Annotated in this window: 16 protein-coding genes; 9 read left to right on the plus strand and 7 right to left on the minus strand. The window is 49.2% G+C overall.

What is annotated here, in order from left to right; genetic code table 11:
* Entirely contained in the window at positions 1 to 354 is a 354-nt protein-coding gene (gene folB, locus IDAT_RS06930; protein ID WP_034732213.1) for a dihydroneopterin aldolase, read from the minus strand.
* A gap of 98 nt (positions 355 to 452) precedes the next feature.
* Between folB and plsY the strand changes: the two genes are divergently transcribed.
* The gene (gene plsY / locus IDAT_RS06935) at positions 453 to 1,040 is read left to right on the plus strand and encodes a glycerol-3-phosphate 1-O-acyltransferase PlsY (protein ID WP_034732215.1); all 588 of its coding nucleotides are present in this window, start codon (positions 453 to 455) and stop codon (positions 1,038 to 1,040) included.
* Here the strand turns inward: plsY and tsaD are convergent.
* From tsaD to IDAT_RS06950, 3 genes are read right to left on the minus strand one after another with little or no spacing between them, the layout of a single operon-like run.
* The gene (gene tsaD, locus IDAT_RS06940; protein ID WP_034732216.1) at positions 1,037 to 2,062 is read right to left on the minus strand and encodes a tRNA (adenosine(37)-N6)-threonylcarbamoyltransferase complex transferase subunit TsaD; all 1,026 of its coding nucleotides are present in this window, start codon (positions 2,060 to 2,062) and stop codon (positions 1,037 to 1,039) included. The two genes, plsY and tsaD, sit on opposite strands and share 4 nt — an antisense overlap.
* Positions 2,063 to 2,111: 49 nt before the next feature.
* The gene (locus tag IDAT_RS06945) at positions 2,112 to 3,254 is read right to left on the minus strand and encodes a PilT/PilU family type 4a pilus ATPase (RefSeq protein ID WP_051986634.1); all 1,143 of its coding nucleotides are present in this window, start codon (positions 3,252 to 3,254) and stop codon (positions 2,112 to 2,114) included.
* 2 nt (positions 3,255 to 3,256) lie between these two features.
* Entirely contained in the window at positions 3,257 to 4,294 is a 1,038-nt protein-coding gene (locus IDAT_RS06950) for a type IV pilus twitching motility protein PilT (RefSeq protein WP_034732218.1), read from the minus strand.
* A 51-nt stretch (positions 4,295 to 4,345) separates the two neighbouring features.
* On the opposite strand from IDAT_RS06950, the gene IDAT_RS06955 reads away from it, so the two are divergent.
* Genes IDAT_RS06955 through IDAT_RS06970 form a run of 4 tightly spaced genes read left to right on the plus strand, consistent with a single transcriptional unit; the run spans position 4,346 to position 6,868 of the window.
* On the plus strand, positions 4,346 to 5,044 hold the full coding sequence (locus IDAT_RS06955) for a YggS family pyridoxal phosphate-dependent enzyme (RefSeq protein WP_034732219.1): 699 nt from the start codon (positions 4,346 to 4,348) through the stop codon (positions 5,042 to 5,044).
* 3 nt (positions 5,045 to 5,047) lie between these two features.
* Complete coding sequence (gene proC, locus IDAT_RS06960; protein WP_034732220.1) at positions 5,048 to 5,875, plus strand: pyrroline-5-carboxylate reductase; 828 nt, start codon at positions 5,048 to 5,050, stop codon at positions 5,873 to 5,875.
* Between the two features lie 12 nt (positions 5,876 to 5,887).
* Complete coding sequence (locus IDAT_RS06965) at positions 5,888 to 6,412, plus strand: YggT family protein (protein ID WP_034732222.1); 525 nt, start codon at positions 5,888 to 5,890, stop codon at positions 6,410 to 6,412.
* 15 nt (positions 6,413 to 6,427) lie between these two features.
* Complete coding sequence (locus tag IDAT_RS06970; RefSeq protein WP_034732223.1) at positions 6,428 to 6,868, plus strand: DUF4426 domain-containing protein; 441 nt, start codon at positions 6,428 to 6,430, stop codon at positions 6,866 to 6,868.
* Here IDAT_RS06970 and IDAT_RS06975 read toward each other — a convergent pair.
* A complete protein-coding gene (locus tag IDAT_RS06975; RefSeq protein WP_341871922.1) occupies positions 6,865 to 8,592 on the minus strand; it encodes a potassium/proton antiporter in 1,728 nt (575 codons plus the stop codon). The genes IDAT_RS06970 and IDAT_RS06975 overlap by 4 nt on opposite strands.
* A gap of 72 nt (positions 8,593 to 8,664) precedes the next feature.
* On the opposite strand from IDAT_RS06975, the gene rdgB reads away from it, so the two are divergent.
* Both rdgB and hemW read left to right on the plus strand, forming a co-directional pair.
* The gene (gene rdgB / locus IDAT_RS06980; protein WP_034732224.1) at positions 8,665 to 9,261 is read left to right on the plus strand and encodes an RdgB/HAM1 family non-canonical purine NTP pyrophosphatase; all 597 of its coding nucleotides are present in this window, start codon (positions 8,665 to 8,667) and stop codon (positions 9,259 to 9,261) included.
* The gene (hemW, locus tag IDAT_RS06985; protein WP_034732225.1) at positions 9,258 to 10,394 is read left to right on the plus strand and encodes a radical SAM family heme chaperone HemW; all 1,137 of its coding nucleotides are present in this window, start codon (positions 9,258 to 9,260) and stop codon (positions 10,392 to 10,394) included. Before rdgB ends, hemW begins: the two co-directional genes overlap by 4 nt.
* 4 nt (positions 10,395 to 10,398) lie before the next feature.
* On the opposite strand, the gene trmB is transcribed toward hemW, so the two are convergent.
* Together trmB and IDAT_RS06995 are read right to left on the minus strand one after the other, a co-directional pair.
* Positions 10,399 to 11,148 carry a tRNA (guanosine(46)-N7)-methyltransferase TrmB gene (gene trmB, locus IDAT_RS06990; RefSeq protein ID WP_034732226.1) on the minus strand — a complete coding sequence of 250 codons (750 nt, stop codon included), beginning with the start codon at positions 11,146 to 11,148 and terminating at the stop codon, positions 10,399 to 10,401.
* 79 nt (positions 11,149 to 11,227) lie between these two features.
* Entirely contained in the window at positions 11,228 to 12,283 is a 1,056-nt protein-coding gene (locus IDAT_RS06995) for an OmpA family protein (protein ID WP_034732227.1), read from the minus strand.
* Positions 12,284 to 12,428: 145 nt separating this feature from the next.
* On the opposite strand from IDAT_RS06995, the gene mutY reads away from it, so the two are divergent.
* Both mutY and IDAT_RS07005 read left to right on the plus strand, forming a co-directional pair.
* Positions 12,429 to 13,475 (plus strand): A/G-specific adenine glycosylase, encoded by a 1,047-nt coding sequence (mutY, locus tag IDAT_RS07000; RefSeq protein WP_051986635.1) that lies wholly within the window; start codon positions 12,429 to 12,431, stop codon positions 13,473 to 13,475.
* A 40-nt stretch (positions 13,476 to 13,515) separates the two neighbouring features.
* Positions 13,516 to 13,788 carry an oxidative damage protection protein gene (locus IDAT_RS07005; protein WP_034732229.1) on the plus strand — a complete coding sequence of 91 codons (273 nt, stop codon included), beginning with the start codon at positions 13,516 to 13,518 and terminating at the stop codon, positions 13,786 to 13,788.
* Positions 13,789 to 13,982: the final 194 nt, after the last annotated feature.

Below are 13,982 nucleotides of genomic sequence, written 5' to 3' on the forward strand. Positions count from 1 at the left end.
TCAGTTGCGCTGTCGGGTTATTTCAACACCAACAGTTTCAGCAGCAGCGACCGCTTGCGGCTTATAAACTGTGACTGTCACTTGAGTGACGGCAAAATCGCTCAGAATCAATTCAGCAACTTCTTCTGCGACGGTTTCGATCAGTTGCCGTGGACGTGCTTCAACCAACTGCACTACGGCTTTACTCAAGCTATCGTAATCTAATGCAAGTTGAATATCGTCGGCGGCTGCAGCTGCACGTTGATCCCACAGCATGGTCAGATCAAAAAGCAATGGTTGCGGCTGCTCGTGCTCCCATTCGTACACACCAATATAGGCGGCGGTCTTTAAGCCTTTTACGAACACTTTATCCATTCTGCCCTACTCTATTTATCAGCATAGAAATTTGACGCCAAAGCGCTTATGCTTATGGCTTTGCATAGTAACGGAAAGCGCGCCGGAAAAAAAACCTCATGGGTGCATTAATTGTTCTCGCCATCATTGTCGCCTACTTATTTGGCTCCATCAGCAGTGCGGTACTTATCTGCAAACTGTTTCGCTTGCCCGATCCGCGCCAACATGGCTCCAATAATCCAGGTGCAACCAACGTATATCGTATGGGTGGCGCAGTCCCAGCATTTCTAACGCTATTTTTTGATGTTCTCAAAGGTATGGTGCCGGTCTGGGGCTCCTACTTTCTTGGTATCGAACCCTTATTCCTGGGCATGATCGCAGTTGCTGCTTGCCTCGGTCACATTTTCCCGCTGTATTTTCATTTTCGCGGTGGAAAAGCCGTTGCAACCGCCTTAGGCGCAATGTTTCCGGTCGCTTGGGAAATGGCGCTATTACTCATCGCCACCTGGCTCGTGGTATTTCGTATCAGCCGCGTCTCCTCGTTGGCCGCAATCATTACCGTATCTTTGGCACCATTTTATGCCTATTGGATTAAGCCGCAATACACGGTGCCTGTGATTATGATTTCAATACTTATCATCTGGCGCCACCAAGCCAATATATCGCGTCTGCGCCAGGGTCACGAGCAACGCATGCGCCGTCGTTAATCGGCGTTTGCTGGGGTTTGTAGCTGCTCTAATGGCCAACGCGGAAAGGTCCTAATCACTATATCCACTTGCTCACCTGCAAGCAGGCGTTGCGCGCCAGCAAATGCGATCATCGCCCCATTGTCGGTACAAAACTCAGGCCGCGGAAAGTACACCTGTCCGCCTATCTGCCGAGTAAACGCCTGTAGTTGCTCGCGCAAAGCTTTGTTGGCACTCACCCCTCCGGCAACCACGAGACGCTTTAAACCGGTCGCTTCTAGGGCGCGTCGGCATTTAATCACCAAAGTATCCACCACTGCATCTTGGAAGGCTCGAGCAATATCCGCCCGCGTTTGCTCACTTGCATCGGCCGCGGCGATAGTATTTGCCGCGAAGGTTTTCAAGCCGCTAAAGCTAAAATCTAAACCGGGTCGATCAGTCATCGGCCGCGGAAATTTATAAACACCGGGCTGTCCACCGTCTGCCAGAGCGGCCAATCGCGGCCCACCGGGATAATCGAGCCCCATCAATTTGGCAGTTTTATCAAACGCTTCGCCAGCAGCATCGTCAACAGACTCACCGAGTAATTCATACTTACCGATGCCATCAACGCGCACCAATTGCGTATGGCCACCAGAAACGAGTAGTGCGATAAACGGAAATGCTGGAGGATTATCTTCGAGCATGGGCGCCAGCAAGTGGCCTTCCATGTGATGCACGGCTATCGCCGGAACCTGCCAGCCGAAAGCTAGGCTCCGGCCAATACAGGCGCCAACCAGTAGGGCGCCAACTAGACCAGGTCCCGCGGTGTAGGCAACAGCATCAATATCGGCACTCGTTAGCTCAGCTTCGCTGAGAGCAGCTTGAATGAGTGGTAGGGTTTTCCGCACATGGTCGCGCGATGCCAATTCTGGCACCACGCCGCCATAATCTGCATGTAATTTGACTTGGGAATACAACTGATGGGCTAACAGGCCTTGCTCGGTATCGTAAATAGCAATGCCTGTTTCGTCACAAGATGTCTCGATTCCGAGAACGCGCATGAAAACCTCGTACTACCGCACTTATAAAAGAGCGATAGTTTACTCGAAGTTACTCGAAATCTACAGTCACACCTTTAAGTGGGCCTTCTTCACCGGGACGACTCTCGCCGCTAAGTTTAATTTTCAAGCGCAAATCGTTTGGTGCATCAGCATGACGCAATGCATCCTCAAAGGTGATTTTGCGAGCTTTGTAGAGGTCAAAAAGAGCTTGGTCGAAGGTTTGCATACCCAGTTCTCGCGACTTCGCCATGATCTCTTTGATTTCACCCATATCGTTGGTGGCAATTTTCTCCGCCACGATAGGGCTGTTGAGCAACACCTCAATGGCAGCTAAGCGCCCACCGTCAACGGTCGGAATCAATTGCTGTGCGACAATACCGCGCAAGTTCAACGACAAGTCGAACATCAATTTGCCGATTTTCTCTTTTGGCACCATGTGCATGATCCGCTCTATCGCTTGGTTCGCGTTATTGGCGTGCAAAGTAGCCACGCATAGGTGACCGGTTTCAGCGAAGGTGAGTGCATATTCCATGACTTCTTGCGAGCGTATCTCACCGACTAAAATAACGTCCGGCGCTTGTCGTAATGAACTTTTCAGCGCCGCTTCAAAACTCTCCGTATCGGTTCCAACTTCACGTTGGGTGACCATAGATTTGCCATGCTCATGCACGAATTCAATCGGATCTTCGATGGTAATAATATGGCCACGCGAATGCTGATTTCGGTAACCCAGCAATGCTGCCAAGCTCGTTGATTTACCGGTACCCGTGCCACCCACAACCAGAAAGAGGCCGCGCTTTGCCATGATCAGTTTGGTAAGAACTTCAGGTAACTTGAGTTCTTCCACGGTGGGTATTTCGGTGACGATACGACGAATAACCATACCGGCGCGTTGCCGTTGCCAGAATGCGCTGACCCGGAAGCGGCCGATACCCTCACGGAATATCGCAAAGTTCGCTTCATGATCTTTAAAATACGCATCGTGGTGTTTCTCACCGAGCGCATCTTTCACCAAGTCCAACGCGCCCTCTTCCGAAAGTTTCTGCTCGGTCAAATGACGTAGTTCACCATTGATTTTGGCGCTTGGTGGCAGGTTTGCCGAAATAAACAAATCTGAAGCGTTCTTTTCGATCATGATTTGCAGTAGTTTGTTGAGCAACATAGTTGTTCCTCGCTTATCCTCTTGCGCCATAACTACTTGAACGCCTCTTTGTTAGCAGCTTTTGCGCGCGCCTCGAGACGCGAAACTAAGCCTTGATTCAATAAGTTTAGCAGACCTTGGTCAAGTGTCTGCATACCGTGCGCAGCACCCGTCTGAATTGACGAGTACATCTGCGCGACTTTATCTTCACGAATAAGGTTTTTGATCGCTGGGGTCGCGATCATGATTTCGTGGGCCGCAACTCGTCCGCCACCAACACGCTTCAACAGTGTTTGTGAAATAACCGCACGTAAGGATTCTGAAAGCATGGAACGAACCATAGGTTTTTCGTCACCGGGGAACACATCGATAATACGGTCAATGGTTTTTGGTGCCGAGGTGGTGTGCAATGTACCAAACACCAAGTGGCCCGTTTCAGCTGCTGTCATCGCCAAGCGAATGGTTTCAAGGTCACGCATCTCACCAACGAGAATTACATCAGGGTCTTCCCGCAGGGCCGAGCGCAGTGCATTAGCAAAGCTGTGGGTATCACGATGCACTTCACGTTGGTTAACCAAGCTCTGCTTATTGCGGTGCACAAATTCGATCGGGTCTTCGATGGTCAGTATGTGATGATGCTTACTTTCATTAATGAAATCTACCATCGCGGCGAGCGTGGTTGACTTACCCGAGCCAGTTGGCCCAGTCACTAACACCAACCCTCGCGGTTGATCGGCAATAGTTTTAAAAATCTCAGGCGCACCCAACTGCTCTAGCGTTAAAACTTCACTCGGGATGGTACGTAATACCGCACCACAGCCTCTATTTTGGACAAAAACATTGACCCGAAAGCGCGCTAAATCAGGAACTTCAAATGAGAAGTCGCATTCCAAATTTTGCTCGTATTCTTTCCGTTGTCGGTCATTCATGATGTCGTAAACCAACTCTTGCACCTGTTTATGTGACAAAGATGGAATATTGATTTTACGAACGTCCCCATCGACACGTATCATAGGCGGTGAATCCGCTGATAAATGTAAGTCCGACGAGTTATGTTTAACGGCGAAGCCCAGTAACTCAGTAATATCCATACGCTTTCTCTTTTTTATTATGAGTGAGTGTTAGCAATGAGCCAGAGTCCAATGAATAGCATAGTTGAGCGCTTAAAAGAAGTCCGCCAGCAGATCGAAAGCGCCTGCAATCAACACAATCGTAGACCAGAATCGGTGCAATTGTTAGCTGTAAGCAAAACCAAGCCTGCTAGTGCAATCCGTGAGCTCTATGAGGTGGGACAGCGACACTTTGGCGAAAACTATTTACAAGAAGCGTTAGAAAAGCAGCAACAGCTGACCGACCTTGACGCCCTTGTCTGGCATTTTATTGGCCCTATTCAGTCCAATAAAACCCGCGATATCGCCGCCCATTTTGCTTGGGTACAAAGTGTAGATCGTAGCAAAATTATTCGCCGACTCAACGAACAGCGACCGGCAGAGTTACCGCCATTACAAGTTTTGATTCAGGTCAACATTGACGATGAACAAAGTAAATCTGGCGTTGCACCAGATGAAGTAGCGGCCTTAGCCGCGGAGATTGCCGCCGCCGACCGCCTAACGCTACGCGGACTCATGACGATTCCGGCTGCGCATGCAAGTGAAGCGCAACAACAACAGAGCTTCAACGCCATGCAGCGGTTGTTTTCTGCATTATCATCCCAATATGAAAGTGTTGATACACTTTCAATGGGCATGAGCCAAGACATTACCGCGGCTATCGGCGCGGGCTCAACCATGGTACGCGTAGGTACTGCACTATTTGGCGCTCGAGCAAGCAAAAAGGAGTAATTCATGACAACTCAGCATCGCACTATCGCTTTTATCGGTGCAGGTAATATGACGCAAAGCATCGTCGGTGGAATGGTCGCAAGTGGCTATCCTGCCGACGCAATTTTTGTCAGTAACCCTAGCCCGGGTAAACTCGAGAAAATCGCCGCTGAGCTTGGCGTGCATACTTCGCAAGATAACGCCGAAGTTGCTAACAAAGCTGACGTAATAGTGCTTGCGGTAAAACCGCAATTAATGGCTGATGTCTGTGCCGCTTTGCGTGAACAGGTGGCTCATTTAGCCGATAAACTCATCGTTACCATCGCCGCGGGAATTCGCATCAGTAAATATCGCCAGTATCTTGGCGATGACATTCGGATGATTCGAGTGATGCCGAATACGCCCTCTTTAGTAGGCAAAGGGATGTCTGGCCTCGTTGCCGATGACCGTGTCGATGACAGTGATAAGAGTTTTATCACCACCGCTTTTGATGGTGTCGGTGCCACCCTTTGGGTTAGTGATGAAGACGAGCTGGATATTCTCGGCGCTGTAGCCGGAAGTGGTCCAGCTTACTTTTTTGAGTTTATGGCGAGCTTACAAAAAGCTGCAGTTGCGCTTGGTTTTGATCGTGATAAAGCGCGACAAATGGTACAACAGACGGCACTTGGTGCAGCGGAAATGGCAATTCACAGCGAACTGGAATTAGAAGATTTGCGTAAACAAGTTACCAGTAAAGGTGGCTCTACCGCCAAAGGTATTGAGCAATATCAAGCTTATGATATTGATAAAATCTCAGCAGATGCGGTCAAAGCTGCAGTAAAACGCAATCAAGAAATGGCCGAATTGTTTTAAAGGAACAAGCGAATGGAGCTTATAAACTTTCTCATTATCACTATTTTCGAGCTGTATTTGATGGTGGTAATTTTACGTGTCTGGTTACAGGCAGCGCGCGCCGACTTTTATAACCCACTGAGTCAGTTTGTCGTAACCATCACCGACCCTCTGGTTAAGCCGTTACGTCGCATCATCCCCACCGTTGGTGTCTGGGACTTAGCAACCCTATTGCTGGTCTTCGTGGTGAGCCTCGCAAAATTTGTGACCCTTAGTGCAGTCCATGGCTATCCGTTCATTTGGATTGACTTGCTGTACTTGGCAGTGATGTCCGCCATTGGTCAGTTCCTTTGGTTGTTGTTTTGGATTGTCTTGATTCGGGCTTTATTAAGCTGGTTTGCGCAGGGCTATAATCCGATGACAGCTTTGTTAGCACAGTTAACTGAGCCATTTTTAGCACCGATTCGTCGTATTATTCCGCCAATGGGCGGGCTTGACCTTTCGGTGTTGGTACTCATCATTGTCATTCAGGCACTGATGATCGTGTTTCGGGTTTAATCATCGAGGGTACTCATGCGTACTTTAGCCAAGTTATTCCTATTAGTGAGCTTCTGTCTTGGTGCGACAATTAATGTCGCACAGGCTGAACAAAGCAAACGTTTAGGCCCGTGGGAAGTGCATTACAATGCCTTTAACTCTACCTTCCTGCAGCCCGAGATTGCTCGACAATACAATCTTGAGCGTAGTGATACACTCGCCACCCTCAATATTGCGGTATTAGCAGCGGAAACCGCAGGGAAGCCGGCGCAACGGGTATCGCTTGAAGGCTATGCAATGAATCCTCTAAGCGTACAGCAACGCTTAGACTTCCAAGAAGTCGTGGAGGGCGCTGCGGTGTACTATATTGCGCAAACTCGCTTCACTAACCTCGAAACCTTACGCTTTTTTATCACCATCAAAAAAGATGGGGAAACTCAAGAGCTGCGTTTCTCTGACGAATTTTGGCGCAATTAATCTAACAGCTTCACACCAACTTTAGCGATTTGATCTTGCTCGTCCAACTCACGAATAGTGAGTTGGACCTGACCGAGCACCAACTGATCCCCTACCACCATGCGCCGATGGAATTTATACGAAAAGTAGTCGTGCAGCGTTTTGCTTTGCAGTTTTTCGTCTAGCTCCCCAAGCGGATAGAACGCAGCTATGTCTGCCAATGACAAATTACCATTCAAAGTGAAATCACCGAAGAAGTCTGTCGCATTTAACGAGCGCGCCTTCCCGCCGGCTGAAAGAACCCGACTGATTTCATCAATATGCTTTACTTGCGCGACGACCAATACCTTGTCATCTTCGCGTAACTGTGGACGTTCACTGGGACGTAACCACTGCCCTGCTCGCACTAGACCCACAAACTCCAGTGGTACTGACCAACGCAGCTCATGCCAGGCATGGTCGCAAGCTGGTGAACGCTCGGTAATTTGATACGACCACAACTCTAAAGGCTCTTCGCTGCCGACTTGATCGAGCGGCATGCGTCGATCAGGCTCAGCTTCAGCAGGAACTTCAAGCTTCAACCAACGCGCCATCGGCACAATAGTCCAGCCTTGCAATACCAAAGATACCAGTACCACGACAAAGGCAATATCGAAGAATAACTCTTGGTCGGGCAGGCCACTCAACCACGGATAGAGAGCGAGAATAATCGGCACTGCACCACGCAAACCTACCCAACTGATAAAAACTTGCTCTTTAATTGGGAATGAAAACGGTAGCAAACTCAAAAATACTGCTAACGGCCGCACTAAGAAGATCATCACCCCGGCGACACTTAGCGCCAACACCAAGTTATCCATCAAATGTGATGGTGTCACCAGCAGGCCAAGTATCAGAAACATCATGATTTGACTTAACCAAGCTAAACCATCTTGTACCTGTAAAATATGTACCAGCTGCGGTAATCGCGCATTACCGATGACATACCCCATCAAATAAGCAGCTAAAAAGCCACTACCACCAAGGGTTGAGGTCAGTGCGAAAACGACTACTGCGCTGGCAGCAGCCAGCAAAGGAAAGAAACTAAACTGCACAGTGATTTTGCGTGCCATCCAGACAAAAGTTCTGCCGCCTAGCCAACCTCCGAGTAAGCCCCCTAGCAATTGTTGCAGCACCTCTAAACTGACAGCGGCAAACGAGAATACCTCGGCACTCGCAATTAAGCTGGTCATGGTCATGGTTAGAATGACCGCCATCGGATCGTTGGTGCCCGATTCAATTTCAAGGGTTGAGGCAACCCGCTGTTTGATCTTCAGGTTTTGTGACTGGAAAATACCGAAGACCGCCGCGGCATCGGTGGAACTCAATATAGCGCCCATTAGCAACGCCATGGGCCAAGGGATATCAAATAAGTAGACAATACCGACGGCAGTTAAACTGCAGGTCAGGGCAACGCCAAGTGTGGCAAGACTAATAGCGGGCCACAAGGCAACCCGAAAGCGCTCTTTCTTAGTACGCATACCGCCATCAAAAATAATGATGACCAACGCCAGTGAGCCGATAAAGAATGCAATTTCCGGCTGATTAAACTCGATCCCGAGGATGCCCTCTTCGCCGGCTAGCATGCCGACAATCATGAATACCAAGAGTAACGGCGCGCCCAAGCGTGATGAGACCACTGCTGCCAGAATACTGACAAGTAGCAAGGAGCCCATGAGTAACATCACGCTGGTCAAATCCGCCACAGGTTTCTCCTTTGGTCGAGGCGCTGCATCCTTTATAATGCATCCATTGTGCCTAAAACGAGTAAAGCTGTCATGCAAGAAGTTGTCTTAGCAACTGGAAATGCGGGAAAAATCCGTGAGTTTACCGAACTATTGCTGCCTTTTCAGTGGCATGTTCGGCCACAGGCAGAATGGAATTTTGCAGAAGCTGAAGAAACCGGCCTCACTTTTATCGAAAATGCTATTTTAAAAGCACGTCACGCGGCACGTATAACTGGGTTACCAGCCTTGGCTGACGATTCCGGATTAGCAGTCGACGCGTTGGGCGGAGCGCCTGGGATTTATTCGGCGCGTTATGCCGGCCCCAATGCGTCAGATCAAGACAACATCGACACATTACTCACAGCGCTTCAGGGCGTTGACGAAGCCGAACGCGGCGCAAGTTTCCATTGTGTGTTGGCATTTCTTCGACATGCGGAAGACCCCACCCCGATCATTTGTCACGGTCGTTGGCGTGGCATCATCACCACTGTACCTAGTGGCGATAAAGGATTTGGTTACGACCCACTGTTTTACGTCGCTAGCGAAGGTTGTACCGCAGCGCAACTTAGCGCGGACCGTAAGCGCGAGCTCTCGCACCGTGGTCAGGCGCTACGACAACTGCAGCAGCTCCTGGAACACGGCGCATGAAGCTACCACCGCTCGCGCTCTATGTGCACGTACCTTGGTGTATTCAAAAATGCCCCTATTGTGATTTCAATTCGCACGCATTGAAGCATGACATCCCTGAAGAAGCTTACGTCAACCGGCTGCTGGATGATTTGCGCGCCGATCTCGAGTGGGCTCAAGCCCGCCCAATAACTAGTATTTTTATTGGTGGTGGCACACCAAGTTTGTTCTCCGCAGCAGCAATAGCGCGACTACTTGATGGTATCGCGGCACAGCTAACACTCAGCGACGATTGCGAAGTGACGCTTGAGGCGAATCCGGGGACCTTCGAACAAGCGCGTTTTGCCGGCTTTGTAGCCGCTGGCGTCAATCGCTTGTCGATTGGAGTACAAAGTTTAGCTGCCACGCAGCTACAGCAATTAGGCCGCATTCACGATCCTGCACAAGCGATCACTGCAGCGCAACATGCGCGCACGCTGGTGCTGCGTAGCTTCAATTTAGATCTGATGCACGGACTGCCGGAACAGACGGTTGCCGCTGCGATGGCAGATTTAGATGGCATCATAGCCCTTGAGCCACCCCACATCTCTTGGTACCAGCTGACGATCGAGCCGAATACCTCGTTCGCCAGCCGCCCACCACGACTTCCTGATGACGAAGTTTTATGGGAAATTTACCAACGTGGGCATGAAAAATTAGCGGCCGCGGGCTATCAAAACTATGAGGTCAGCGCTTACGCAAAGCCGGGGCATCAAAGTCGCCACAATCGCAACTACTGGCAATTTGGTGACTATCTCGGTATTGGTTGTGGGGCTCATAGCAAAATCACCCTAGCAGATGAACAACGGATTATGCGCTGCGAGAAGATCAAGCATCCGCAGGGCTATCTCGATCTTACACGCCCACTGCGATATCGGACTTGGGAGGTTGCCGCCAGTGAACTCCCGTTTGAGTTCTTTATGAACCTGCTGCGCCTCAATGAGCCGATGCAAAAGCAATTGTTTACCGAGCGCACGGGCTTGGCGTTGTCAGTTGCGCAGCAAGCTTTGGCGCCAGCCATATCAAAAGGACTTGTAGTTGAGCAAAATGAAGCGTGGAAAACCACCGACCTAGGCCGGCGGTTTTTAAACTCGATTCTTGACGAAATGGTGTGAGTATTTAGGCTTTACGCGCAAACTTCAGATCCCAAACACCGTGCCCCAAGCGTTCGCCGCGGCGTTCAAACTTGGTCAATGGGCGCTCTTCAGGACGCGGCACATAGTCATTGGTTGGCGATAGATTTTGCCAGTGCCCAGCAGCTTCGGCTGCTTGCATTACTTCCAACATATGCTCTGCATAATTCTGCCAATCCGTTGCTAAGTGCAGTACACCACCAATACGGAGTTTTTTCCGTAACGTCTCAACAAACTCAGGCTGAATAAGTCGACGTTTATGGTGACGCTTTTTATGCCATGGATCAGGAAAGAATACCTGCACTCCCGCCAGGGAATTATCGACAAAGCAATCGTCAAAAACCTCAACGGCATCATGTTCATACAAGCGCAAATTCGTCAGCTGCTGCGCTTCGGCAGCCATCAAACAGGCACCGACACCTGGACGATGCACTTCAATGCCGATAAAGTTCTTTTCTGGTGCCGCTGCTGCCATGGCGACCAACGAATGCCCCATCCCAAAGCCAATTTCGACTATGGTGTCGGCTTCGCGTCCAAAGCATTCATTGAAATTGACTACGCCGGCTTCATGGGTCAGTCCCATTAGTGGCCAGCTACGCTGCAATGCAGCTTCTTGGCCTTTAGTTAAGCGACCTTCGCGCTTAACAAAACTGCGTATCTTACGGATATAGCGACCTTTTTCTTGAGCTTCTGCAAGGTTCGCTTGAGTGTAAGTGGCTTGCTTCTCGTCTGTCATAACTTTTAAAGTCTCTAAAACGACAAAAAAGGCGCAACTAAGCTGAACTTAGCGCGCCTTTTCTTAGCACTACGAAAAATTAATTGTCTTCTTTCACCGGTACTTCTTTGGTGACAGACATTTTCGCTTCGATGCGACGGTTTTTCGCACGATTCTCTGGTGAATCATTTGGGACCAGTGGACGGTTTTCACTGTAACCTACAGTGCTCACACGATCTTGCTCGATACCAAAGTCTTTAATCAGACTATCACCGACAGATTTCGCACGACGCTCAGACAAGCCTTGGTTGTACTGCACTGTACCCACGCTGTCAGTGTGACCTTCGATGCGGATATCCAACTGCGGGAACTCTTTCAAGAAGTCTGCAGTCTCTTGCAGCTCATCTTTTTCACCTGCTGGAATCTGCGCTGAATCGAACGCAAAGTTAATCATCAGCTCGTGCGTGATGGTTTCGTTTTGATACATCACACAACCGTACGCATCAACCTTGTAAGTAGGCTGCGTATTTGGGCAACGGTCGCGATTATCTGGCACACCATCACCATCTGAATCAACTACCACAGCTTGCTCAGGCTCTGGCGTCGGAGCTGGTGCTGGTGCTGCTTTACCAAAGAAGTAACGTACGCCAGTCATCAACAAGAATTCAGTCAAATCACCATCGTTCTGTTGCACACCACCTTCAACAAACAACTGCCAGTCATTGTTCAGCTGTTCACGGTAACCCGCTCCAACACGTAAGAAACGGTTCGACACATCACCGATTTCGGTGTTATTGATACCTAAAGTACCGTACACGTTGTTGGTGAAGTTATACATCATGTCGATACCGAAAATACGGCCGTCAGCGGTGTCGGCGTTTTCTAGGTCACCACGAATGTAATCGTAGTAAACACGGTAGCCCCATTCTGGAGTGAATTGGAAACCTGCTTCTACACCATAAAAAGCACTATCGAATCCGCCATCAAACGTACGTAACTGATTGTTGTCGATCGCAACACGATCAGAATCAGTACCTAAAGGACCCAAGCGCGGGCCGACCCACCAATGGCCTTCATTGGTATCCTGAGCGTAAGCAGGAACGACTGCTGAGAGGCCAGCGACTACTGCTAATGAAATTACGGCGATACGATTCACGAGATGCTCCTTAATTTCCCTATGAATTAATTAACGCTTAGTATATACGAAATGCGCGATTTTTCCTTGTTTTTTCCCAAATTATTGGGGGTTTACATGACTTTTACAAAATTCCCTCAAGCACAACTCTATTGCAACAATAATCATGACTCATTCTGAAAGTTTTATCGAGAAAGCAAAAGCTTGTATCCAACCCGAGAGATTCACTGATCGGGTTGTAAGGTGGCAAGTGCAACATGGGCGCAACGATCTGCCATGGCAACAAGCAGGTGATCCCTATCATGTTTTGGTCAGTGAATTGATGCTCCAGCAAACCCAGGTGAGTACGGTCATTCCATATTTCCAGCGTTGGCTCAACGCACTCCCCAGTTTTCATGCCCTGGCGGCAGCCGACGAACAAACTGTCATGCAGTTATGGCAAGGCCTTGGCTACTATCGTCGCGCCCGTAATTTGCATGCTGCAGCGCAAACCGTCGTTGCGCAGTATGCAGGACAATTGCCGCACCAAGCTGACGAGCTGCGCGAAATTCCCGGCATAGGTCCCTACACGGTCGGTGCCATACGAGCATTTGCCTTCGACCAACCGGCGGCTATCGTTGATGGCAACGTAAAACGCTTATTTGCCAGACTCTTTATGTTGCCGTTTTTGGTCAATAAGGCGACTGATGATAAACATTTTTGGCAACTTGCTGAGGTTTATAAGCCACTAGCCTCTGCTCGACGCTTCGCCCAAGGTTTACTGGATTTGGGCGCGACTATTTGTAAACCCCAGCGCCCATTGTGCGAACAATGCCCGCTTGCTGATGTGTGCTTGGCGAGAGCTCATCAAGCAACCGAGAGATTTCCGCAACGAGCTGAGAGTAAAAAGACGCCAACTAAACCAGGTTACTTTGTCCTTGACGCGAACGCTGATGGCGTCTTACTCGAGCAACGCTCTGCAACCGGCATTTGGCCCTCACTCTGGTGTTTACCAGAACTGCCATCAGCACCTAATGCGCAGGCACCACAGGCGGAGTTCAAGCATACCTTCACGCATTACAAACTGGCTGCGCAAGTCTACCTAACTGCAAATAGCAACATCAGCGGCAAGCGTATCGCTTGGCGAGACCTTGAACAATATGGATTACCAGCACCAATCGCGAAGTTTCTCAACAACCAAGCGCGTAAGCTAGTTTGTCAGTCTTCTGAATAGCGCGTAAAATGGCGCTAAGTTTATCTATTATGAGGTCGTTATGAGTCGTACCGTATTCTGTCAGTATCTAAAGCAAGAGGCTGAAGGTTTAGACTTTCAACTTTATCCTGGCGAGTTAGGCCAAAAAATATTTGAGAATATCTCTAAGCAAGCGTGGGGTGAGTGGCAGAAAAAGCAAACCATGCTCATCAACGAAAAACGTCTTAATATGATGGACCCTAACGATCGCGCTTTTCTCGAGCAACAGATGACGGCTTTCTTGTTCGAGGGTAAAGACGTCGAAATAGAAGGTTACACGCCACCTAGTAATTAATTTAGTTTACGAGCTTTCCTGCCCAACAGCGGCTCAGCACTGACGCCGCTGCTTAACCCTACTGTTTTTACATCCTCGTTAATATTTCCTAAATTTAACCTTCGTATGATCAGCATAAGCTAAACTTATACCTGTTAACTGGAGTCACCTCCGCAATTCTGTTAGTATACAAACGAATTTTTCAAGAGGGAGCC

Source organism: Pseudidiomarina atlantica (assembly GCF_000753735.1).
GTDB lineage: Bacteria > Pseudomonadota > Gammaproteobacteria > Enterobacterales > Alteromonadaceae > Pseudidiomarina > Pseudidiomarina atlantica.